Here is a 19,902-nt window from a genome sequence, read left to right on the forward strand (position 1 = left end):
AGCGCCCATCGACCCGACGGACGCGGATGCGTCCACAACAGAAGAAGCAAGCAGTGCGGAAGGCAAGCTTTTGAGACGTGCCAAGATCGTCGCCACGCTGGGACCCGCCACCTCGACCAAGGAGACCGTGAAGTCTCTCATCGAGGCCGGACTCGACGTGGCGCGCTTCAACCTCAGCCACGGTGACTACACCGTCCACGACAACAACTTCGCGAACGTGCGCGCGGCCGCCGAGGAGCTCGGCAAGCCGGTCGCGATCCTCGTCGACCTGCAGGGACCCAAGATCCGACTCGGCAAGTTCGAGAACGGCCCGCACGAGCTGGCCGAGGGCGACATCTTCAAGATCACGACCGAGGACATCCTCGGCACCAAGGAGATCGTCGGGACGACGTTCAAGGGCCTCCCGAACGACGTGAAGCCCGGCGACTTCCTCCTCATCGACGACGGCAAGGTCCGCGTCAAGGTCCTCGAGACCGACGGCACGGTCGTGACGACCGAGGTCGTCGTCGCCGGCGCGGTCTCGAACAACAAGGGCATCAACCTGCCCGGCGTCGCGGTGAACGTGCCCGCGCTCAGCGAGAAGGACGAGGCGGACCTCCGCTACGGCCTCCGCAACGGCGCCGACATCATCGCCCTCTCGTTCGTGCGCAACGCGAAGGACGTGCAGCGCGCGCACGTGATCATGGCGGAGGAGGGGCGCCGCGTCCCGATCATCGCCAAGATCGAGAAGCCGCAGGCGGTCGACCACCTCGAGGAGATCATCGACGCGTTCGACGGCATCATGGTCGCGCGCGGCGACCTCGGCGTCGAGCTGCCGCTCGAGGCCGTGCCGATCGTGCAGAAGCACGCGGTCGAGCTCGCGCGCCGGATGGCCAAGCCGGTCATCGTCGCGACGCAGATGCTCGAGTCCATGATCTCGAGCCCGGTGCCGACCCGCGCCGAGACGAGCGACGTCGCGAACGCGGTCCTCGACGGCGCGGACGCGGTCATGCTCTCGGGCGAGACGAGCGTGGGCGAGTACCCCGCGATCACCGTGCAGACCATGGCGCGCATCATCGAGTCGACCGAGGACCACGGTCTCGAGCGCATCGCGCCGCTCACGGCCAAGCCCCGCACGCAGGGCGGCGCCATCACGCTGGCCGCGATCGAGGTCGCCGACTTCGTCGACGCGAAGTTCCTGTGCGTGTTCACGCAGTCGGGCGACTCGGCGCGCCGCATGTCGCGCCTGCGCTCCCCGCGGCCGATGATCGCCTTCACGCAGGACGAGGCCATCCGCCGCCGGATGGCGCTCACGTGGGGCATCCGCTCGGCTCTCGTCGAGCAGGTCGAGCACACCGACCGGATGTTCCTCCAGGTCGACGACTACCTGCTCGCGAACGACCTCGCGAAGGTCGGCGACAAGGTCATCGTCATCTCGGGATCTCCTCCCGGGATCTCGGGCTCGACCAACGACCTGCGCGTGCACCGCGTGGGCGACGCGGTGCACGGCGCCGCGCCCGTCTACAAGAACGCCTAGCGCGACGCGCCAGCGACGGGGTCCGGTTCAGCACCGGACCCCGTTTGCCGTATCGTCGGGGATGCATGCCGGTGTGGCGGAATGGCAGACGCGGAGCACTCAAAATGCTCTGTCCGAAAGGGCGTGTGGGTTCGACCCCCACCACCGGCACGAACTCCCAGCCACGAGACCTCTAGGATGGAACGGTGACCGAAGAGCAGACCGAGAAGAGCACCGCGACGGCGCCCCGTCGTGTGGTGGTCGCCGAAGACGAGTCCCTCATCCGCCTCGACATCGTGGAGATCCTCCGCGACAACGGGTACGACGTCGTGGGCGAGGCCGGCGACGGCGAGACCGCGGTGCAGCTGGCGACCGAGCTGCGGCCCGACCTCGTCATCATGGACGTCAAGATGCCCCAGCTCGACGGCATCAGCGCCGCGGAGAAGCTCAGCAAGAACCACATCGCGCCCGTCGTCCTGCTCACGGCCTTCAGCCAGAAGGAGCTCGTCGAGCGCGCGAGCGAGGCCGGCGCCCTCGCGTACGTCGTGAAGCCGTTCACGCCCAACGACCTGCTCCCCGCGATCGAGATCGCGCTGGCCCGTCACGACCAGATCATCACGCTCGAGGCCGAGGTGAGCGACATGGTCGAGCGCTTCGAGACCCGCAAGCTCGTCGACCGCGCGAAGGGCCTCCTCAACGAGAAGATGGGGCTGTCCGAGCCCGAGGCGTTCCGCTGGATCCAGAAGGCCTCCATGGACCGCCGCCTCACGATGCAGGACGTCGCGAAGGCCATCATCGAGCAGCTCGCTCCGAAGAAGAGCTGAGCAGCAGCACACGCACGACGGGCCGGACCTCCTCGGAGGTCCGGCCCGTTCGCGTTCCGCGTGCGCGTTTCGTCGTCAGCGTGCGACGTCTCGTCTCGCTCCGCTCGCTCGACGACCGGGGCGGTTCGCTTCGCTCACCGGTCCTTGATGATGTTCGTGATCCGGACGGTCGAGCAGCGCCGGCCCTCCTCGTTCGTGACGACGATCTCGTGCACGGTGAGCGTGCGCCCGAGGTGGATCGGCGTGCACACGCCCGTCACGCGTCCGCTCGTCGCCGAGGCGGTGTGGGTCGCGTTGATGTCGACGCCCACGGCGAGCTTGTCGGGGCCCGCGAAGAGGTTGGCGGCCATCGATCCGAGCGACTCGCCGAGCACGACGTAGGCGCCGCCGTGCAGGAGGCCGACCGGCTGGGTGTTGCCCTCGACGGGCATCGTCGCGACCGCGCGCTCCACGGTGAACTCCGTGAACTCGATCCCCATCCGCTCGGCGAGCGCGCCCATCCCGCGCGCCTTCGCCCACGCCATCCCGTCGATCAGCTCCGTCATCCTGCTCCTGTCGTTCGGATGTCGCCACCCCTCGTTACGCTGGACGGGTGACGGACTCCACGAAGCCTACTCTGCTCGTCGTCGACGGCCATTCGCTCGCCTTCCGGGCGTTCTTCGCCCTCCCGGTCGAGAACTTCTCCACATCCGACGGTCAGCACACGAACGCCATCCACGGCTTCCTGTCGATGTTCATCAACCTCCTGCGCGACGAGGACCCGACCCACGTCGCGGTCGCCTTCGACGTGTCGCGCGAGTCGTTCCGCACGCGGGAGTACGCGGAGTACAAGGGCACGCGCGCCGACACGCCCGCCGAGTTCAAGGGCCAGATCCCGCTCCTGCAGGAGTGCCTGCGGGCCATGAACGTGACCGTCCTCGAGAAGCCCGACTACGAGGCGGACGACATCCTCGCGACGCTCGCGACGCGCGGCGCCGAGGCGGGCTGGAACGTGCTCGTCTGCTCGGGAGACCGCGACACCATCCAGCTCGTGAACGACGACATCACCCTGCTGTACCCCTCGGTGCAGGGCGTATCGAAGCTCAAGCGATACGACCCCGCGGCGGTCGTCGAGAAGTACGGCCTGCCGCCCGAGATGTACCCCGACATCGCGGCGCTCGTCGGCGAGACGAGCGACAACCTGCCCGGCGTGCCCAAGGTGGGCGAGAAGACGGCGGTCAAGTGGCTCACGCAGTTCGGCTCGCTCGACGCGCTGCTCGAGGGAGCCGACTCGATCAAGGGCGTCGTCGGCGGCAATCTGCGCGAGCACATCGAGGACGTGCGCCGCAACCGGCGCCTCAACCGCCTGCTGCGCGACGTCGAGCTGCCCGTCGAGCTCGACGACCTGAAGCGCGACGGCATCGACGCGCAGGCCCTGCGCGACGTGTTCGCGCGGCTCGAGTTCCGCGCGCTCATGAGCCGCGTGCTGCAGGTCGCGGGCGCCCCGGCCGACGGCGTCGAGGCGGAGCCCGCTGTCGAGGTGCCCGCGCCGACCGAGATCCCCGCGGCCGAGCTCGCCGCGTGGGTCGACGCGGCGGCCGACGGCGAGGTCGGCGTCACGCTCGTGATCGCGGGCGGCCTTCCCGTGCGCGTGGGCCTCGCGACCGAGGCCTCGATCGTCGAGGCCGAGTGGAGCGACGACGTGCGCGACGCGCTCGCGCCCTGGCTCGCGTCCGACGCCCCGAAGGTGCTCGCCGATGCGAAGCCGCAGGTCAAGGCGCTGCGGCGCGCGGGGCTCGACGTGGCGGGGCTGGCCTTCGACGTGCTGCTGGGCGGATGGCTCCTGAGGCCGAGCTTCCCCGACAAGACGCTCGCGAACCTCGTCGACACGTACCTGCAGGAGAAGCTGCCGGAAGCCGACCCCTCGCAGCTCGTGCCCGAGAACGAGGGGGCGACGCCCGGCCAGCGCTCGTGGTTCACCGTGCGCGTGGCGCAGGCCCTGCGGGCGGCGCTGCCCGAGTCGGTCGTCCCCGTCCTCACCGACATCGAGCTGCCGACCCTCCTCGCCCTCGCCGACATGGAGCTCGCGGGGGTGGCCGTCTCGCACGAGAAGCTGTCGGCGTTCTCGAGCGAGCTGGGCGCCCGCGCGCAGCAGCTCGCGCAGGACGCCTACGCCACGATCGGGCACGAGGTGAATCTCGGGTCGCCCAAGCAGCTGCAGGAGGTGCTGTTCGTCGAGCTCGACCTGCCGAAGACCCGCAAGACGAAGACGGGGTACACGACCGACGCCGGCGCGCTCGCGGAGCTGCAGGAGAAGGCCGACCACCCGTTCCTCGGCCTCCTGCTCGCGCACCGCGAGGCGACGAAGCTCAAGCAGATCATCGACGGACTCGACCTCGCGATCGGCGACGACCACCGCGTCCACACGACCTACGTGCAGACCGGGTCGCAGACCGGCCGCCTGTCGAGCACCGACCCGAACCTGCAGAACATCCCGGTGCGCACCGAGGAGTCGCGCCGCATCCGCTCGGCCTTCGAGGTCGGCGAGGGCTTCGACACGCTGCTGACCGCCGACTACTCGCAGATCGAGATGCGCATCATGGCGCACCTCTCGGGCGACCCCGGTCTGATCGAGGCGTTCAACGCGGGGGAGGACCTGCACCGGTTCGTCGGCGCGCGCGTCTTCGGCGTCGCCCCCGAGGAGGTCACGAGCGAGATGCGCACGAAGGTCAAGGCGATGTCGTACGGCCTCGTGTACGGCCTCTCGGCATTCGGCCTGTCCAAGCAGCTGCGCATCGAGCAGTCCGAGGCGAAGACCCTCATGCTCGAGTACTTCGCCCGGTTCGGCGCGGTCCGCGACTACCTCCGCTCGTCGGTCGAGAAGGCCCGGGTCGACGGCTACACCGAGACGATCTTCGGCCGTCGTCGCCCGTTCCCCGACCTGATGAGCCCGAACCGCGTGCTGCGGGAGAACGCCGAGCGCGCCGCGCTCAACGCCCCCATCCAGGGCTCCGCTGCCGACATCATGAAGATCGCGCTCTTCCGCGTGCACCAGGACCTCCTCGGTCTCCGCTCGCGGCTGCTCCTGCAGATCCACGATGAGATCGTCGTCGAGGTCGCGCCGGGCGAGCGCGACGAGGTCGAGCGCATCGTGCGCGAGCGGATGGCGGGAGCCGCCGAGCTCACCGTCCCGCTCGACGTGCAGATCGGCCTCGGCGCCGACTGGAACCAGGCAGCCCACTGACATGGAGGAGAACGCCATGACGCCCGACGCGCGCCCGCAGACCGAGATCGACCGCATCGCGGAGGGCTGGGTCGACACGCTCGTCGAGCTGTCGCCCATCCTCGCGACGTACATCGGGCGCGACGAGGCGAACGACCGCTACGACGACTTCAGCCCCGAGGGGGTGGAGCGTCACGCCGAAGCGGCTCGCTCGGCCCTCGCAGCTCTCGAAGCCGCCGAGCCCGTCGACGACGTCGACCGGGTCACCCGGGCAGACCTCTCGAGCGAGCTCCGACTGGGCCTCGAGCTGCACGAGGCGCGGTGGCACCTGCGCGACCTCAATGTCATCGCGAGCGCGCCCCAGGACATCCGCCAGGTCTACGACCTCATGCCGACCGGCACGGCCGACGAGTGGGCCGTCATCGCGCGGCGCCTGGGCGCCGTGCCCGCGGCTATCGACGGGTACATCGCGACGCTGCGCGAGGGCATCGCGCAGGGCGTGGTGCCCGCCGTGCGGCAGGTGCGCGAGGTGGCAGCGCAGATCCCGCGCTACACGGCCGCCGACGGGTTCTTCGCGGGCCTCGCCTCCGACGCGACGGCCGACGGCGCCGAGCTGCCGGGCGCGCTCGCGTCCGACCTGGAGCGGGGCTCGCGCGCGGCACGCGAGGCCTACGATCGCCTCGAACGGTTCCTGACCGCGGAGCTCGCCGGAGCGGCCGGCGAGGACGACGCCGTGGGGCGCGAGCTCTACGCCCTCAACTCGCGCCGCTTCCTGGGCGCGACGATCGACCTCGACGAGACGTACGAGTGGGGCATCGAGGAGCTCGCCCGCATGGTCGCCGAGCAGGAGTCGATCGCGCGCGAGATCGTGCCGGGAGCGAGCGTCGCGGAGGCCGTCGCATTCCTCGAGGCCGATCCGTCGCGGAAGCTCGTGGGGACCGAGGCGCTGCGGGAGTGGATGCAGGAGACGAGCGATCGCGCGGTCGCGGAGCTGGGCCGTTCGCACTTCGACATCCCCAAGCCCGTCCGACGGCTCGAGTGCATGATCGCCCCCACGCAGGAGGGCGGCATCTACTACACGGGCCCGACGGACGACTTCTCGCGGCCCGGGCGCATGTGGTGGTCCGTGCCGGAGGGCGTCACCGAGTTCGACACGTGGCGCGAGCTGACGACCGTGTACCACGAGGGTGTCCCGGGGCATCACCTGCAGATAGGGCAGGCCGTGCACAACCGCGCCGAGCTCAACAGCTGGCGGCGACTGCTGGCCGGCACCTCGGGCCACGCGGAGGGGTGGGCGCTGTACGCCGAGCGGCTCATGGAGCAGCTGGGCTACCTCGACGATCCGGCTGACCGCCTCGGGATGCTCGATGGCCAGCGCATGCGCGCGGCTCGGGTCGTGCTCGACATCGGCGTGCACCTCGGCAAGCCGCGCCCCGACGGCGAGGGCACGTGGGACGCCGATTTCGCGCTCGGGTTCCTGCGCGAGAACGTCAACATGTCCGACGAGTTCGTGCGGTTCGAGGTGAACCGGTACCTCGGCTGGCCCGGCCAGGCGCCCGCGTACAAGGTCGGCCAGCGCATCTGGGAGCAGGTGCGCGACGCCTATGCCGCACAGCGCGGCGACGCGTTCTCGATCAAGGAGTTCCACCGGCGCGCGCTCGACATGGGCGGCGTGGGCCTCGACACGCTCAAGACCGCGCTGCTCGCCTGAGGGAATGCGGCCGCGGTCGGCGCGGTTCATGCGGATGAATAGAGAGGATCCGACATGGACATCGAACTCGGGCTCGACACCTTCGGCGACGTCACGCGCGGCGCCGACGGCGAGCTGATCTCCCACGCCCAGACCATCCGCAACGTCGTCGCGCAGGCGCAGCTCGCCGACGAGGTCGGGCTGCACTTCTTCGGCGTGGGCGAGCACCATCGGCGCGACTTCGCGGTCTCGAGTCCTGAGACGGTCCTCGCCGCGATCGCGGCGACCACGACCCGGATCCGGATCGGCAGCGCCGTCACGGTGCTCTCGAGCGACGACCCGGTCCGGGTGTTCGAGCGGTTCGCGACGCTCGACGCGCTCTCGAACGGCCGGGCGGAGGTCGTCGCGGGTCGCGGCTCGTTCGTCGAGTCGTTCCCGCTGTTCGGCTACGACCTGCGCGACTACGAGGCGCTCTTCGAGGAGAAGCTCGACCTCCTCGTCCGGCTGCTGCGCGAGGAGCCGGTCACCTGGACCGGCACGATGCGCCCCGCGCTCGAGAGCGCGGACGTCTTCCCCAAGACCGAGCACGGCGTGCCGCTGTGGGTCGGCGTGGGCGGGTCGCCCGAGTCGGTCGTGCGGGCGGCCCGGCACGGCGCGCGGCTCATGCTCGCCATCATCGGCGGTGCGCCGCGGCGGTTCGCGCCGTTCGTCGACCTCTACCGCCGTTCGCTCGCGTCGTTCGAGAAGCCCGACCTGCCCGTCGCCGTGCACTCGCCGGGGCATGTCGCGGAGACCGACGAGCAGGCGTGGGAGGAGGCGTACCCGGGCTTCCAGGCGATGCACGACACGATCGGCGCCGAGCGCGGGTGGCCGCCGTACAGCCGCATGCGGTTCCAGCACGAGGTCGGGCCCGAAGGCGCCGTGTACGCGGGGTCGCCGGAGACCGTCGCCCGCAAGATCGCCGACACCGTGCGCGCGCTGGGCGTGCAGCGCTTCGACCTGAAGTACGCCACCGGCACGATGCCGCACGAGCTCATGATGAAGAGCATCGAGCTCTACGGCACCCGCGTGCTCCCGCGCGTGCGCGAGCTGCTGGCCGAGGCGGGCTGACCCTCAGCGCTCCCCGCGCGGCTTGTCGAGGCCCATCCGGATCCGCGTGCGCTTGCGCTCGCGGATGATGAACGCCGCGCCCACGAGCCAGATCGGGATCTGCGTGAGGAACGCGATCCGGAACGCCCCGAGCGAGTAGGCCGAGGGGTCGCTCGCGCCCTGCAGGTCGAGGGCGACGCCGATGAACAGGATCGCGAGGAGGCCGGCGAGGAAGCCTCCGACGTTCGTGATGCCCGTCGCGGTGCTCAGCTGGTGCGAGGGGTTGAAGGTCCGCGCGTGGTCGAACGCGATCATCGACGCCGGGCCGCCGAGCGCGAGCGCGACGGCGAGCAGGAGGAGCACCGCGAACGGGGCGGGTCCGGACCACGCGAGCACGGCGATCCATGCGATGAGCTGGATGGCGACGATCGGCAGGACGAGGAGGTGCGAGCGGCGCGTGGGGTTGCGCGAGGACAGGATGCCGATGAGCGGCCCGAACACGATGCCCATGAGCACGAAGACGCTCTGCACGGTCGACGCCTGAGCGGCCGAGAGCCCCTCGCCTGAGGTGAGGAACGGGAAGCCCCACAGCATGACGAACGCCGTGCCCGCGAACGGGGTCGTGAAGTGCGACCAGAAGGCCAGGCGCGTGCCCGGGTTCGCCCAGGCGGCGCGGATGCCGACGCGCGTGTCGATCGCGCTCGTGACGACCCGGATCGCGCCCGTCTCGGTGTCCACGGACACGTCGGCCTCGCGCTCGGGCGGGTGGTTCCGCACGAGCGCCACGATGAGGATCGTGAAGAGCACGGCGAGGCCGGCGAGGCTCCCGAACGCGATCGACCACGACGTGGCATGCAGGAGGGCGGCGAGGGGGAGGATGGCCACGAGCTGGCCCATCTGCCCGACGATGCCCGTGAGCTGCACCATGATCGGGTTGCGCTGGGCGGGGAACCACGTCGCGACGAGACGGAGCGCGCTCGGGAAGATCGCGGCGTCGCCGGCTCCCAGCAGCATGCGCGCGAAGATCGCGACGCCCACGTTGGGGGAGACCGCCATGATGAGCTGACCGGCCGCCATCACGGCCATCCCGATCGCCATGATCGGGCGCGCGCCGAACCGGTCGAGCCAGAGGCCGATCGGGATCTGCATGAGGCCGTAGACGCCGAGCTGCAGCACCGCGAACATCGACAGCGTCGACGCGTCGGCGCTGAAGTGCTCGGCGGCATCGACGCCGACGGCGGACAGCGAGGTGCGGTTCGCGACCGAGAGCACATACGCGAGGACCGCGACGATCCAGATCGTCCACATCCACGCGGCTGACGGGGGCGCGATGCGGGCTCTCACATGTCCTCCGGGTGTTGGGGAAGTCGTCCTCTCAGGCTACTCCTGGCCGCGCGCGCTTCATGTCGAGGTGACACTAACCTGGAGGCATGGCGAACCCCTCTGCGCGTCTGGATGACCTCCCGTTCAACCGGCAGCATGCGCGGCTCCTCACGGGATCCGGCATCGGGTGGGCGCTCGACGCGATGGACGTCGGCCTCATCTCGTTCATCATCGCCGCGCTCACGGCGCAGTGGGGGATCACGGGCGCCGAGGCGGGGCTCATCACCTCGGTCGGCTTCGTCGGGATGGCCGTGGGCGCGAGCCTCGGGGGCCTGCTCGCCGACAGGCTGGGGCGCCGCCAGGTCTTCGCGCTCACGCTGCTCGTCTACGGCGTCGCGACCGGGGCCAGCGCGCTCGTCGGCGGCGTCGCGATGCTCATCGTGCTGCGGTTCTTCGTGGGGCTCGGACTCGGGTCCGAGCTGCCCGTCGCGTCGACGTACGTCGCCGAGTTCGCGCCCGCGCGCATCCGGGGGCGCCTCGTGGTCGTGCTCGAGGCGTTCTGGGCCGTCGGCTGGACGCTCGCGGCGCTCATCGGGACGTTCGTCGTCGGGGCCTCCGACGACGGATGGCGGTGGGCGTTCCTGCTCGGCGCCGTCCCGGCGGCGTACGCGCTCGTCATCCGCTGGGGGATGCCGGAGTCCCCGCGCTGGCTCGAGTCGAAGGGGCGGCACGCCGAGGCCGATGCGATCGTGCGGCGCTTCGAGGCCGCGTCGCGGCGGCCCGCACCGAGCGCTGCTCCCGCACCGAAGCCGACCCCGTACGCCGCGGCCCCGCTTCAGGGGGCATCGGCCGTCGGCGCGCTGTGGTCGCCCGCGCTCCGCGTGCGCACGAGCGCGATCTGGCTCGTGTGGTTCTGCGTGAACTTCTCCTACTACGGGGCGTTCATCTGGATCCCGACGATCCTCGTGCAGCAGGGCTACGACCTCGTCCGCTCGTTCGAGTTCACGCTGCTCATCACCCTCGCGCAGCTGCCCGGCTACGCGGTCGCCGCCTGGCTCATCGAGGTCTGGGGGCGCCGCATCACGCTCTCGACGTTCCTCGTCGGATCCGCGGTCGCGGCCATCCTCTACGGCACGTCGGGCGAGCTGTGGCAGATCCTCCTCTACGGCTCGCTGCTGTCGTTCTTCAACCTCGGCGCGTGGGGTGCGCTCTACGCGGTGACCCCCGAGCTCTACCCGACGAGCGTGCGGGCGACGGGCGCGGGCTGGGCGGCCGGCGCCGGGCGGATCGCATCCATCATCGCCCCGCTGTTCACTCCGTGGGCGCTGACCGTCGGCGGCGCGGGCCTCGTGTTCACGGTGTTCTCGGCGTTCTTCGCGATCGCGGCGCTCGGGACCATCCCGCTCGCCGACAAGCGCGGGGAGGTGCTCGAGGCCACGCTCGCGGACGCTCGATAGCCTGGGGGGATGACGATCCGCTACGTCGCCATCGGCGACTCGTTCACAGAGGGCGTGGGAGACGAGCTGCCGGACGGCCGCCCGCGCGGGTGGGCCGACATCGCCGCCCAGGGATGGGCCGACAGCCTCGGCGAGCCAATCGAGTACGCGAACCTGGCCATCCGCGGGCGGCTCGCCTGGCCGATCGTCGAGGAGCAGCTCGAGCCGGCGCTCGCCCTGCGCCCCACGCACCTGTCGTTCAACGGGGGCGGCAACGACATGCTGCGCCCGGGCGTCGCGATCGAGAGCATCGCGGACGCCTTCTCGCGCGTGCTCGCGCGCTGCGACGAGGAGGGCGTGCGCCTCATCCTGCTGTCGGGGGCGAATCCGTCGGCCGGGCTGCCGCTGTCGGGCCTCATCCAGCGACGCGGCGACGAGCTGTCGGCGGCGGTGCTCCGCCGGATCGAGGGGCGGGGCGACGTCATCCAGGCACTCAACTGGCCCGATCGCGTGCTGTCGCGGCCCGAGTTCTGGTCTGCCGACCGGCTGCACATGAACGTGCGCGGGCATCACCGTGTCGCGGCGCGCGTCCTCACCGCGCTCGGCGCGGACGCGCCCGAGACCTGGTGGGATCTCCCACACGAGGGCGTCGTGCACCTCGAGCGCACGCGGTACTACCGCGAGCACGTTCTCCCGTGGGTGAAGCGCCGCTTGACGCGCCGCTCGTCGGGAGACGGACGTCAGGCGAAGTACGCGAGCTGGACGACGATCGCCCCCGCGACCTGACCTATTCAATGGAATAAAACGCGCAGCACCCGTGGTTGCATGGTGACGTGAAGCGCATCGGATTCCTCTCCTTCGGCCATTGGACGCCGCACCCCGAGTCGGCGACGCGCAGCGCGGCCGACGTGCTGCTGCAGTCCATCGAGCTCGCACAGGCGGCCGAGGACCTCGGCGCCGACGGCGCGTACTTCCGCGTCCACCACTTCGCGCGGCAGCTCGCGTCGCCCTTCCCGCTGCTCGCCGCCGCGGGCGCGAAGACGAGCCGCATCGAGCTCGGCACGGGCGTGATCGACATGCGGTACGAGAACCCGATGTACATGGTCGAGGACGCCGGAGCCGCCGACCTGATCTCGGGCGGCCGACTGCAGCTCGGCATCTCGCGCGGGTCACCCGAGCAGGTGATCGACGGATGGCGCTACTTCGGCTACCAGGCGGCCGAGGACGATCCGTCGGGGGCGCAGGCCGCCCGCCAGAAGACCGAGCTCCTGCTCACGCTGCTCGAGGGCCAGGGCTTCGCCGAGCCGAACCCGCGCCCGATGTTCCCGAACCCGCCGGGGCTGCTCCGGCTCGAGCCGCACTCGGAGGGACTCCGGCAGCGGATCTGGTGGGGTGCGGGCTCGAATGCGACGGCGGCGTGGGCGGCCCAGCACGGCATGAACCTCATGAGCTCGACGCTCAAGGACGACGAGAGCGGCGAGCCCTTCCACGTGCAGCAGGCCGCGCAGATCCGGGCGTTCCGCGAGGAGTGGGCGCGTCACGATCACGGGTTCGAGCCGCGCGTCTCGGTCTCACGGTCGATCTTCGCGATCGTCGACGACCGAGATCGCCGCTACTTCCTGGGCAGCGGCGAGCGCGACGACCAGTTCGGCTACATCGACAGCACGCGCTCGGTCTTCGGGCGCTCGTATGCGGGCGAGCCCGACGAGCTGATCGAGGAGCTCGCGGGGGATGAGGCGATCGCCGAGGCCGACACGCTGCTCCTGACGGTGCCCAACCAGCTCGGCGTCGAGTACAACGCGCACGCGATCGAGTCGATCCTCCGTCACGTCGCTCCGGGCCTCGGCTGGCGCTGAGCGGCCGTAGTCTCGGATCATGACGAGTCCCGAGGTCAATGCGCTCGCCTTCAACGTGTCGATCCCCGAGCATCTGCGCTGGCGCGACGAACGGCGCGGCGAGGAGTTCGAGCTGCAGAGCATCACGGTGCGGCTGCTGCCGGACGGCTCGCTCGCCGCGAAGGCGTACGGTCGGCCCACGGCCGGCGGCCGCGGGGCGTACGTGTCCTTCGCGGTCCGGCGCGACGCCGAGATCGACGCGCTCATCGATGCCGCGGCCGGCGAGGCGGCACGCCTCTGGGCCGGGCATCGCGGGCTCGACGGCTGAGAATCAGCGCCCGCCGGTGACGCGGATGGTCGCGCCGGCCGCGTAGGACGCGTCGGGGGAGAGGGCGAAGGCGACCACTCCGGCGACCTCCTCGGGTCGGCCGGCGCGCCCCAGCGGATGCGCGGCCGCGACGCGTGCCGGGCGCCCGGGGTCGCCCGCATCGGCGTGGATGTCGGTCTCGATCGTTCCGGGCGCGACGCCGATGACGCGGATCCCTCGCGCGGCGGCCTCGATCGCGAGACCCTTCGTGAGGGCGTCGACGCCGGCCTTCGCGGCGGCGTAGTGGACGTACTCGCCGGGCGAGCCGGTCGTCGCCGCCCCGGATGAGATGTTCACGAGGACGCCGCCGTCGGGCAGCTGGGACACGGCGCGGCGCGCGACGAGGACCGCCGCGGTGAGGTTGAGGTCGATGACCGTCCGGATGACGTCGACCGGGGTGTCGACGAGAGGGCCGATGTGGAGCGTCGCGCCCGCGTTGTTGACGACGCCGGTGAGGCGCGCGGGATCGGCGGCCGCGAACAGCGTCTCGATGCCGGTGTCGGTGGTCACGTCGGCCCGCACCACGCGGCACCGCGCGCCGAGATCCTCCATCTCGGCGCGCGTGCGCGCAGCGGCGCCCTCGTCCCGCGTGAAGCCGAGGACGAGATCGTGGCCGTCGGATGCGAGGCGTCGCGCGATCGCGGCGCCGATCCCGCGCGTGCCTCCGGTGATCAGGGTGAGAGGGCGTGACACGCCTCTCACGTTAGTCGTCGGCGGGTTCGGGACGGCCATCCGGGACGAGCTTGAGGCCCACGACCGCGAGGATGATGCCCGCGAGGAAGACGACCTTCCACAGCGACACCGGCTCGACCCCGGTGGCCATGGCCCACACGACGGTGAGGGCCGCCCCGATGCCGGTCCAGACCGCGTAGGCGGTGCCGATCGGGATGCGCTTCACGGCCCAGCCGAGGCCGACCATGCTGAGGACGGCGGAGAGGGCGAAGACGAGAGTCGGGAGCGGCTGCGTGAAGCCCTCGGAGAGGCCGAGCGCCGTCGCCCACACGGCCTCGAGGAGGCCGCTCGCGATGAGGATGAGCCACGCCATGTCAGCTCACCGCCTTGAGGCCCGCGATGCAGGCCACGAGCAGCACGAGCAGGGCGATGCGCGCGGCACTCGCCTTCTCCTGCTTGGTCACGATCGCCCAGACCACCGTCAGCGTCGCGCCCACGCCGACCCAGACCGCGTACGCGGTGCCGGTGGGCAGCTCGTTCATCGCCCACGCGAGGCCGCAGAGGCTGAGCAGCATGGTCGCGAAGAACAGCAGAGTGGGCTTCCATCTCCGGAAGCCCTTCGATGCGGCGAGCGCCGAGGCCCATACGGCCTCCAGGACGCCCGAGAGGATGAGGATGACCCAAGCCATTCTCGGCCCTTCTGAGTCCGTCTTGTCGTGGTGCGGGTACGGCCCCCTCGTCCGCGGGCCGGGTGCCGGCCCCGCGAACGAGGATATCGACGGCGTCCGAGCATCCGCTGGGCAGCGGATGCTCCGCGGGGGCAGATCCGTCGGAAGAGGGATGTCCGCCGACAGGGCGAGACGTAGCGTCGGAGCATGCTGATCGTCGAGGAACTCCACCTGCTGCTCACGAACGCCGCCGGCACCCAGGAGCGCCCGGGCACGATGCGCGCCTACGGAGAGGCGGCCGCGCTCATCACGGATCTCGTGCTCGCGGGGCGGGTGAGCCTCACGGACGAGAAGAAGCCTCGGATCCGCGTGCTCTCGGACGCGCCCACGGGCCATCCCGTGCTCGACGAGGCCATGATCCGCCTGCGGGCGAAGGACGGCGCACGGCTGGAGTCGGTCATCACCTGGTCGAAGCTCGATCCCGAGCGGGAGGTGGTCGCGTCCCTCGTGAAGGCCGGGGTGCTCGAGGTCGGCGAGCGCACCTTCTGGGGGCTCGGCAAGCCGCGCACGCCGGAACGGGACGGCGCGCCGGAGGCGAGCCTGCGGGCGCGGCTCGCGGCCGTCCTCGACGGCGCGGCGGACCCCGGGGTCGCGGACACGACCATCCTCGCCATCCTCCAGGGGCTCGACGTGGCCCGGCACGTGCTCGCCGACGAGGCGGGCGGGCGGCGCCCGCGGGCGCTCAAGGCGCGCATCGGGGAGATCGTGGAGTCGTCGCCGGCGGGCACGGCAGTCGAGCGGGCGGTGCAGGCGATGAACGCGGCGATCATGACGGCGGCGATCATGCCCGCGATGATCGCCGGGGCGAGCGCCGCGAGCTGAACGCGGCGACAATGGGGGAGTGAGCTCCGTCGACTTCGAGATGGCGTCGATCGCGCCCGGCACCGTCACCCTGCACGATGCGCGCCGGAAGGAGCGCCGCACGGTCGCGCTCCAGCCGTTCGGGATCGGGGTCTATCCCGTGACCGAGGAGCAGCTCGCCGAGCTCCTCGGCGTGACGGCGACGCATCCGGCCTGCGTGAGCTGGCAGCGCGCCGTCCGCTTCTGCAACGCGGCATCCGAGTGGGAGGGCCTCGACCCCGTCTACACGTTCGACGGGGAAGAGGTGCACTGGGACGTCGGCGCCGACGGCTATCGCCTGCCGACGGAGGCCGAGTGGGAGTTCGCGTGCCGTGCCGGCTCGAAGGGCCCGCACTACGGCGAGCTCTCGGACGTCGCGTGGACCGCGGCGGACGGGGTGACCGCCCCGCAGGAGGTCGGCGGCAAGATGCCGAACCTGAACGGGCTGTTCGACACGCTCGGCAACGTCTGGGAGTGGTGCTGGGACCTGCTCGACCCCGCGCGGTACGACGACTGCCGCGTGTTCCGCGGCGGCGGATTCGCCGACGACGCGTGGAGCGTGCGCGCCTCGGTGCGGCGCGGCGGCGCCCCGCGCATGCACCACGAGGATGTGGGCTTCCGCCTGGCGCGCGGCGCGTACGACGGCGAGGACGCTGCCCAGGGATGGTCGGCCGAGGCGGACCGCGAACGGGCCCTCGCGGATGGGCCCCTCCCGTCTGGCTGGACGCCGCGCCGCTGAGGTCAGGCGGGGAGGAGGGCGGAGCTCACGATGACCAGCCCCTCGCCGTGGCGATCGTCGAGCTCCGCCTGGAGGCTGCCGTCGTCGTGGACGACGGTGATGCCGACCGTGCCCGCGATCCCGTCGACACCGCCGCCGAGAACGCCGGGGCCGTCGATGATCTCCTGGAGGAGCGCCACGAGCTCGGCCTCCGTGCGCTCGGCACGCGTGACGCACAGCATCCCGCCCCACAGGGCCCGGATGGACGCCTCTGCGGCAGCCGGATCGCCCGCGACGGCGACGTTGAGGATCGTATGACGCGGGTCGCTCAACTGCGCCTCGACCGCGGGATCCAGGGGATCCGCGCCCGCTGCCGGATTCCGGGACATGTCCACCCAGGTCGCCGCATACCCCTCGACCGTGGAAGCGTGCGCGGTGGCGGCGTGGAAGTCGTCGAGAGAGACGCGCGACTCGTCGACGACCCGCCATCCGCCATCCGGCTCCGCGCACGGTGTCCCGATGGGCTCGTCCGAGGGAGAATCCGGCGGCTGGGGAATCTCCGCGGCCGGGACGACCTCGACCGGCGTGAACTGGCCGGCGTCGGCGTCGTACGAGCCGGTGACGGCGAAGTCGCCCCACCGCACGCCGCCCTGCTCCTCGTATTCACCGTCGAGCGCGCTCCAGTCCCACTCGACCAGCGGCACACCCGCGCACTGCGGGGGCAGCGACTCGGCGACGCCGCCGAGGCAGAGGTGGGCTCCGTCGCCGGGATCGATGACCGTGACGGCACCGCGCGTCGCCAGCAGGCCGGAAGGTCGGGTCGCCGCCGGCTTCTCCGAGACCACCGGATCGGTGGGCGCGGTGGCGCATCCCGCGAATAGCACCGCTCCGGTGGCGACGACAGCGACCGCGAGTCCTCGAGCGAAGGTGGTCATACTCGGGAGTGTCCCACACGACGTGTCCGTCTCAGGGTCGCTGCTCTCGATCCTCCTGGAGGGGCCCGACGAAGCGATGGCGCGCCATGATGAAGCCGCCGTTGCGGGCGACGTCGAGCAGCTCGAGGTCGTATCGGCGGGGGAGGAGCGGCCGCCCTGCGCCGAGGGTCACCGGAGCGATCGACGAGATGATCTCGTCGAGCAGACCCTCGTCGGCGAACTGCCCGACGAGATCGCCGCCGCCGACGACCCACAGGTCCTTCCCTTCCGCGGCGTCGACCATTTCCTCGTAGACCGCGCGGACGCCGCCGGAGCGGAACCGGATGTCGGCGGCGTCGACCTCGGGCAGCGCGAGCGTGCGCGAGGTCATCACCCACGCGGGCATCGTGTAGAGCCATTGCCCGGGGTGGTGCCGCACGACCCACTCGTAGGTCGTCGAGCCCATGACGATCGCGCCGATCCCCTCGATGAAGGCGTCGTAGTCGTTGGCCCCGCCCTTGTCGAGCGGCTGCCGGAGCAGCCAGTCCAGCGAGTCGTCCGGATCCGCGAGGAATCCGTCGAGCGTGGTCGCTGTGTAGTAGACGAGCTTGGTCATGTGTCCTCCCGGCGTCGATGTCAGGCCATCCTGCCGCACACCTCCGACATCGGCCGGGCGCTCAGACCGCGTACGCCTGTGCGAACTCCGGTGACGGCTCGATCGGCTGGATGACGTCGATGAGCACGCCGTCCGGACCCTCGAGGATGGCGTGCCGCTGGCCGAACGCCTCGTCGCGCAGGGGGAGCACCACGTGGACGTCGGACGGCATCTCGGCCATCACGGCGTCGACATCCGTGACCTCGAGGTTCAGGATCACGCCCGCGGGAGGACGACCGAAGCCACGCGGGATCGTCTCATGCGCGTGATCGAGGATCGCGAGCTCTGCGTCCCCGCGGCGGAGGCTGACGTACCAGTCGGCCTCGAACGTCGCCTCGAAGCCGAGGACGCGCCGGTAGAACGCGCTCGTCGTCGCGACGTCGGTGGTCATCAGCACGGGATAGAAGCTCGTCACGGTCATGATGGTCCTTTACGTACAGTGTGTATGTATTGTGCGGCTAGGATACATACACCACGTACGTAAAGGAAGGGCCATGCCGAGATCATCCGCCGCAGACGCGGCCGCCACCGCCCGGCGGATCCTCGCCGTCGCGACCCGGGCCTTCGCGACGCACGGGTTCGCCGACGCGTCTGTGGACGACATCGCCCGCTCCGCCGACGTGACGCGCGGCGCGGTCTACCACCACTTCGCCTCGAAGCGCGGGCTGTTCGACGCGGCCGCGGCGCGGCTGCAGGAGGACGTCGCGGCCGCCGTCATCACGGCGGCCGAAGCCGCGGGGGAGGACCCCCGCGCCCAGCTCGTCGCCGGCAGTCACGCCTTCGTCGACGCGATCACCGAGGGTGAGGCTGCGCGGGTGCTTCTCGTCGAGGCGCCGGCCGCGATGGGATGGAGCCAGTGGCGCGCGCAGGACGACGCGGCGTCGGGTGTGCACCTTCTCGACGCCCTGCGTGCGTGCGGGCTGCGCGGCCAGGAGGCCGAGGCGCTGGCGCGCCAGCTCTCCGGTGCGATGAACGAGGCGGCGCTGTGGATCGTGGAGAAGGGCGGCGGCGCCGCGATCCGACGGCAGGCCCACCTCGCACTCGAGCGCCTGCTCGCGGCGGTCGTGTGAGGCTCAGTCGTCGGCGGCGAACACGAGCTCGAAGCGCTCGCACAGCACCGGCATGTCGGGCGAGAAGGGTCGGCCGCTCTCTCCGTGCTCGGACCAGAATCTCTCGTGGATCGCGCGCCATGCGGCGAGGGTGCGGTCGCCCTCGCCCTCGGCGTGCGCGTGCTCCGCGTCCACCTCGTCGAAGGGCACGACGCGCACGCTCGTGGTGCGGATGACCGCGCGCGGTGCCCCCGAGCCGTCCAGGATGACGCTGAGGTCGCCCGCCTGCGGCAGGCGGTCTCCGGTCGCCTCGTAGTCCCAGAGCGCGGAGGCGGTGCCGGTCTTCACGCCGGCCAGCACGAGAGCGAGCAGGCCGTCGGCGTGCTCTGGCGTCGCGCCGAAGGCCCAGCTCTCGGTGGGAGCAGCGGGGAGATCCGCGACCGCCCTTCTCGCCCGCTCCCAGAACTCCTCGACGGTCGGCGCTGCGCTCATCCTCCGACCCTATCCGCCGTCGGCGCGCCATCCTTCCGCGCCCACGCGATAGCGTGACCGGCATGGGCGAACTCGACCTGGACATCCGTGAGATCCGCGAAGAGGACGCGGGAGAGGTGATGACCCTTCAGCGCGCGGCATTCGTCTCGGAGGCGCAGATCTACGGAAGCGCGGACATGCCGCCGCTCACCCAGACCCTCGACGAGGTGCGCTGGGAGCTGCGGGAGAATCTCGGCTGCGTCGCGCTGGACGGCGGGCGGATGGTCGGGGCTCTCCGCGCGCGGATCGACGGCGAGCTCCTCCTCATCGGACGGATCGCGATCGCGCCCGACGTGCAGGGACATGGAATCGGGTCGCGGCTGCTCGACGCCGTCGAAGTCAGGGGAGCGTCCGCCGGCGCTCGTGAAGCGGAGCTCTTCACGGGCTCGCTGAGCGAGGCGAACATCCGGCTCTACGAGCGGCAGGGATACCGCGAGACGGAGCGGATCGAGGAGGGCGACGGGACGGCCCAGGTCTTCCTCCGAAAGCGGCTGGGCTGACCGGGACGGAGGAGGGTCGCGACTCGAACGGAAC

Annotated in this window: 22 protein-coding genes, 1 tRNA gene and 1 riboswitch; of the genes, 14 read left to right on the top strand and 9 right to left on the bottom strand. The window is 71.1% G+C overall.

Annotated elements, in window-relative coordinates; translation table 11 throughout:
- Positions 1 to 70 precede the first annotated feature (70 nt).
- The 3 genes from pyk (at position 71) to M1D56_RS07905 (ending at position 2,319) form a co-directional block, all read left to right on the top strand.
- On the top strand, positions 71 to 1,516 hold the full coding sequence (gene pyk / locus M1D56_RS07895; RefSeq protein WP_271171814.1) for a pyruvate kinase: 1,446 nt from the start codon (positions 71 to 73) through the stop codon (positions 1,514 to 1,516).
- 67 nt (positions 1,517 to 1,583) lie between these two features.
- Positions 1,584 to 1,666 (top strand) — tRNA-Leu (locus tag M1D56_RS07900).
- A gap of 35 nt (positions 1,667 to 1,701) precedes the next feature.
- Positions 1,702 to 2,319: an ANTAR domain-containing response regulator gene (locus M1D56_RS07905; RefSeq protein ID WP_271171815.1), complete on the top strand. Its 618-nt coding sequence runs from the start codon at positions 1,702 to 1,704 to the stop codon at positions 2,317 to 2,319.
- A gap of 134 nt (positions 2,320 to 2,453) precedes the next feature.
- Here M1D56_RS07905 and M1D56_RS07910 read toward each other — a convergent pair whose 3' ends face one another.
- On the bottom strand, positions 2,454 to 2,864 hold the full coding sequence (locus M1D56_RS07910) for a hotdog fold thioesterase (protein ID WP_271171816.1): 411 nt from the start codon (positions 2,862 to 2,864) through the stop codon (positions 2,454 to 2,456).
- Between the two features lie 47 nt (positions 2,865 to 2,911).
- Here M1D56_RS07910 and polA point away from each other — a divergent pair, with 47 nt between their 5' ends.
- Genes polA through M1D56_RS07925 form a run of 3 tightly spaced genes read left to right on the top strand, consistent with a single transcriptional unit; the run spans position 2,912 to position 8,321 of the window.
- Entirely contained in the window at positions 2,912 to 5,542 is a 2,631-nt protein-coding gene (polA, locus tag M1D56_RS07915) for a DNA polymerase I (RefSeq protein ID WP_456285159.1), read from the top strand.
- 16 nt (positions 5,543 to 5,558) lie between these two features.
- On the top strand, positions 5,559 to 7,232 hold the full coding sequence (locus tag M1D56_RS07920; protein ID WP_456285160.1) for a DUF885 domain-containing protein: 1,674 nt from the start codon (positions 5,559 to 5,561) through the stop codon (positions 7,230 to 7,232).
- A 54-nt stretch (positions 7,233 to 7,286) separates the two neighbouring features.
- Complete coding sequence (locus tag M1D56_RS07925; protein WP_456285161.1) at positions 7,287 to 8,321, top strand: LLM class flavin-dependent oxidoreductase; 1,035 nt, start codon at positions 7,287 to 7,289, stop codon at positions 8,319 to 8,321.
- 3 nt (positions 8,322 to 8,324) lie between these two features.
- Here the strand turns inward: M1D56_RS07925 and M1D56_RS07930 are convergent, their stop codons facing one another.
- Positions 8,325 to 9,608 (bottom strand): MFS transporter, encoded by a 1,284-nt coding sequence (locus M1D56_RS07930; RefSeq protein ID WP_456285216.1) that lies wholly within the window; start codon positions 9,606 to 9,608, stop codon positions 8,325 to 8,327.
- 122 nt (positions 9,609 to 9,730) lie between these two features.
- On the opposite strand from M1D56_RS07930, the gene M1D56_RS07935 reads away from it, so the two are divergent.
- The 4 genes from M1D56_RS07935 to M1D56_RS07950 are packed head-to-tail and all read left to right on the top strand — an operon-like array spanning position 9,731 to position 13,222.
- Positions 9,731 to 11,080, top strand: coding sequence for an MFS transporter (locus M1D56_RS07935; RefSeq protein WP_456285162.1), 1,350 nt, complete (start codon positions 9,731 to 9,733; stop codon positions 11,078 to 11,080).
- Positions 11,081 to 11,089: 9 nt separating this feature from the next.
- Entirely contained in the window at positions 11,090 to 11,845 is a 756-nt protein-coding gene (locus M1D56_RS07940; protein ID WP_271171821.1) for an SGNH/GDSL hydrolase family protein, read from the top strand.
- Between the two features lie 47 nt (positions 11,846 to 11,892).
- A complete protein-coding gene (locus tag M1D56_RS07945; protein ID WP_456285163.1) occupies positions 11,893 to 12,915 on the top strand; it encodes an LLM class flavin-dependent oxidoreductase in 1,023 nt (340 codons plus the stop codon).
- Between the two features lie 19 nt (positions 12,916 to 12,934).
- Positions 12,935 to 13,222 carry a hypothetical protein gene (locus tag M1D56_RS07950; RefSeq protein WP_271171823.1) on the top strand — a complete coding sequence of 96 codons (288 nt, stop codon included), beginning with the start codon at positions 12,935 to 12,937 and terminating at the stop codon, positions 13,220 to 13,222.
- A 3-nt stretch (positions 13,223 to 13,225) separates the two neighbouring features.
- On the opposite strand, the gene M1D56_RS07955 is transcribed toward M1D56_RS07950, so the two are convergent.
- The 3 genes from M1D56_RS07955 to M1D56_RS07965 are packed head-to-tail and all read right to left on the bottom strand — an operon-like array spanning position 13,226 to position 14,622.
- Positions 13,226 to 13,954 (bottom strand): SDR family NAD(P)-dependent oxidoreductase, encoded by a 729-nt coding sequence (locus M1D56_RS07955; protein ID WP_324011307.1) that lies wholly within the window; start codon positions 13,952 to 13,954, stop codon positions 13,226 to 13,228.
- A 10-nt stretch (positions 13,955 to 13,964) separates the two neighbouring features.
- Complete coding sequence (locus tag M1D56_RS07960) at positions 13,965 to 14,306, bottom strand: DMT family transporter (RefSeq protein WP_324011305.1); 342 nt, start codon at positions 14,304 to 14,306, stop codon at positions 13,965 to 13,967.
- A 1-nt stretch (position 14,307) separates the two neighbouring features.
- A complete protein-coding gene (locus M1D56_RS07965; RefSeq protein ID WP_456285164.1) occupies positions 14,308 to 14,622 on the bottom strand; it encodes a DMT family transporter in 315 nt (104 codons plus the stop codon).
- Positions 14,623 to 14,632: 10 nt separating this feature from the next.
- Positions 14,633 to 14,697: riboswitch (guanidine-III (ykkC-III) riboswitch) on the bottom strand.
- 111 nt (positions 14,698 to 14,808) lie between these two features.
- On the opposite strand from M1D56_RS07965, the gene M1D56_RS07970 reads away from it, so the two are divergent.
- Both M1D56_RS07970 and M1D56_RS07975 read left to right on the top strand, forming a co-directional pair.
- On the top strand, positions 14,809 to 15,483 hold the full coding sequence (locus tag M1D56_RS07970) for a GOLPH3/VPS74 family protein (RefSeq protein ID WP_456285165.1): 675 nt from the start codon (positions 14,809 to 14,811) through the stop codon (positions 15,481 to 15,483).
- Positions 15,484 to 15,523: 40 nt separating this feature from the next.
- Positions 15,524 to 16,240, top strand: coding sequence for a formylglycine-generating enzyme family protein (locus tag M1D56_RS07975; RefSeq protein WP_456285217.1), 717 nt, complete (start codon positions 15,524 to 15,526; stop codon positions 16,238 to 16,240).
- A gap of 2 nt (positions 16,241 to 16,242) precedes the next feature.
- Here the strand turns inward: M1D56_RS07975 and M1D56_RS07980 are convergent, their stop codons facing one another.
- The 3 genes from M1D56_RS07980 to M1D56_RS07990 all read right to left on the bottom strand — a co-directional run bounded on the left by M1D56_RS07980 (position 16,243) and on the right by M1D56_RS07990 (position 18,209).
- Complete coding sequence (locus M1D56_RS07980; RefSeq protein WP_456285166.1) at positions 16,243 to 17,154, bottom strand: hypothetical protein; 912 nt, start codon at positions 17,152 to 17,154, stop codon at positions 16,243 to 16,245.
- 31 nt (positions 17,155 to 17,185) lie between these two features.
- On the bottom strand, positions 17,186 to 17,749 hold the full coding sequence (locus M1D56_RS07985) for a dihydrofolate reductase family protein (protein WP_456285167.1): 564 nt from the start codon (positions 17,747 to 17,749) through the stop codon (positions 17,186 to 17,188).
- Positions 17,750 to 17,810: 61 nt separating this feature from the next.
- Positions 17,811 to 18,209: a VOC family protein gene (locus M1D56_RS07990; protein ID WP_324011299.1), complete on the bottom strand. Its 399-nt coding sequence runs from the start codon at positions 18,207 to 18,209 to the stop codon at positions 17,811 to 17,813.
- 73 nt (positions 18,210 to 18,282) lie between these two features.
- On the opposite strand from M1D56_RS07990, the gene M1D56_RS07995 reads away from it, so the two are divergent.
- A complete protein-coding gene (locus M1D56_RS07995; protein WP_456285168.1) occupies positions 18,283 to 18,858 on the top strand; it encodes a TetR/AcrR family transcriptional regulator in 576 nt (191 codons plus the stop codon).
- Positions 18,859 to 18,861: 3 nt separating this feature from the next.
- On the opposite strand, the gene M1D56_RS08000 is transcribed toward M1D56_RS07995, so the two are convergent.
- A complete protein-coding gene (locus M1D56_RS08000) occupies positions 18,862 to 19,329 on the bottom strand; it encodes an ASCH domain-containing protein (protein ID WP_456285169.1) in 468 nt (155 codons plus the stop codon).
- A gap of 62 nt (positions 19,330 to 19,391) precedes the next feature.
- Here M1D56_RS08000 and M1D56_RS08005 point away from each other — a divergent pair, with 62 nt between their 5' ends.
- A complete protein-coding gene (locus M1D56_RS08005; RefSeq protein WP_456285170.1) occupies positions 19,392 to 19,868 on the top strand; it encodes a GNAT family N-acetyltransferase in 477 nt (158 codons plus the stop codon).
- Positions 19,869 to 19,902: the final 34 nt, after the last annotated feature.

It is taken from the genome of Microbacterium sp. JZ101, assembly GCF_053903175.1.

Excerpts from the sequence above, each read along its gene's own strand:
- M1D56_RS07910 (WP_271171816.1), bottom strand. The coding sequence starts at position 2,864 with ATGACGGAGCTGATCGACGGGATGGCGTGGGCGAAGGCGCGCGGGATG.
- M1D56_RS07920 (WP_456285160.1), top strand. The coding sequence starts at position 5,559 with ATGACGCCCGACGCGCGCCCGCAGACCGAGATCGACCGCATCGCGGAG.
- M1D56_RS07925 (WP_456285161.1), top strand. The coding sequence starts at position 7,287 with ATGGACATCGAACTCGGGCTCGACACCTTCGGCGACGTCACGCGCGGC.
- M1D56_RS07930 (WP_456285216.1), bottom strand. The coding sequence starts at position 9,608 with ATGTGGACGATCTGGATCGTCGCGGTCCTCGCGTATGTGCTCTCGGTC.
- M1D56_RS07935 (WP_456285162.1), top strand. The coding sequence starts at position 9,731 with ATGGCGAACCCCTCTGCGCGTCTGGATGACCTCCCGTTCAACCGGCAG.
- M1D56_RS07940 (WP_271171821.1), top strand. The coding sequence starts at position 11,090 with ATGACGATCCGCTACGTCGCCATCGGCGACTCGTTCACAGAGGGCGTG.
- M1D56_RS07950 (WP_271171823.1), top strand. The coding sequence starts at position 12,935 with ATGACGAGTCCCGAGGTCAATGCGCTCGCCTTCAACGTGTCGATCCCC.
- M1D56_RS07960 (WP_324011305.1), bottom strand. The coding sequence starts at position 14,306 with ATGGCGTGGCTCATCCTCATCGCGAGCGGCCTCCTCGAGGCCGTGTGG.
- M1D56_RS07965 (WP_456285164.1), bottom strand. The coding sequence starts at position 14,622 with ATGGCTTGGGTCATCCTCATCCTCTCGGGCGTCCTGGAGGCCGTATGG.
- M1D56_RS07970 (WP_456285165.1), top strand. The coding sequence starts at position 14,809 with ATGCTGATCGTCGAGGAACTCCACCTGCTGCTCACGAACGCCGCCGGC.
- M1D56_RS07975 (WP_456285217.1), top strand. The coding sequence starts at position 15,524 with ATGGCGTCGATCGCGCCCGGCACCGTCACCCTGCACGATGCGCGCCGG.
- M1D56_RS07980 (WP_456285166.1), bottom strand. The coding sequence starts at position 17,154 with ATGACCACCTTCGCTCGAGGACTCGCGGTCGCTGTCGTCGCCACCGGA.
- M1D56_RS07985 (WP_456285167.1), bottom strand. The coding sequence starts at position 17,749 with ATGACCAAGCTCGTCTACTACACAGCGACCACGCTCGACGGATTCCTC.
- M1D56_RS07990 (WP_324011299.1), bottom strand. The coding sequence starts at position 18,209 with ATGACCGTGACGAGCTTCTATCCCGTGCTGATGACCACCGACGTCGCG.
- M1D56_RS07995 (WP_456285168.1), top strand. The coding sequence starts at position 18,283 with ATGCCGAGATCATCCGCCGCAGACGCGGCCGCCACCGCCCGGCGGATC.
- M1D56_RS08000 (WP_456285169.1), bottom strand. The coding sequence starts at position 19,329 with ATGAGCGCAGCGCCGACCGTCGAGGAGTTCTGGGAGCGGGCGAGAAGG.
- M1D56_RS08005 (WP_456285170.1), top strand. The coding sequence starts at position 19,392 with ATGGGCGAACTCGACCTGGACATCCGTGAGATCCGCGAAGAGGACGCG.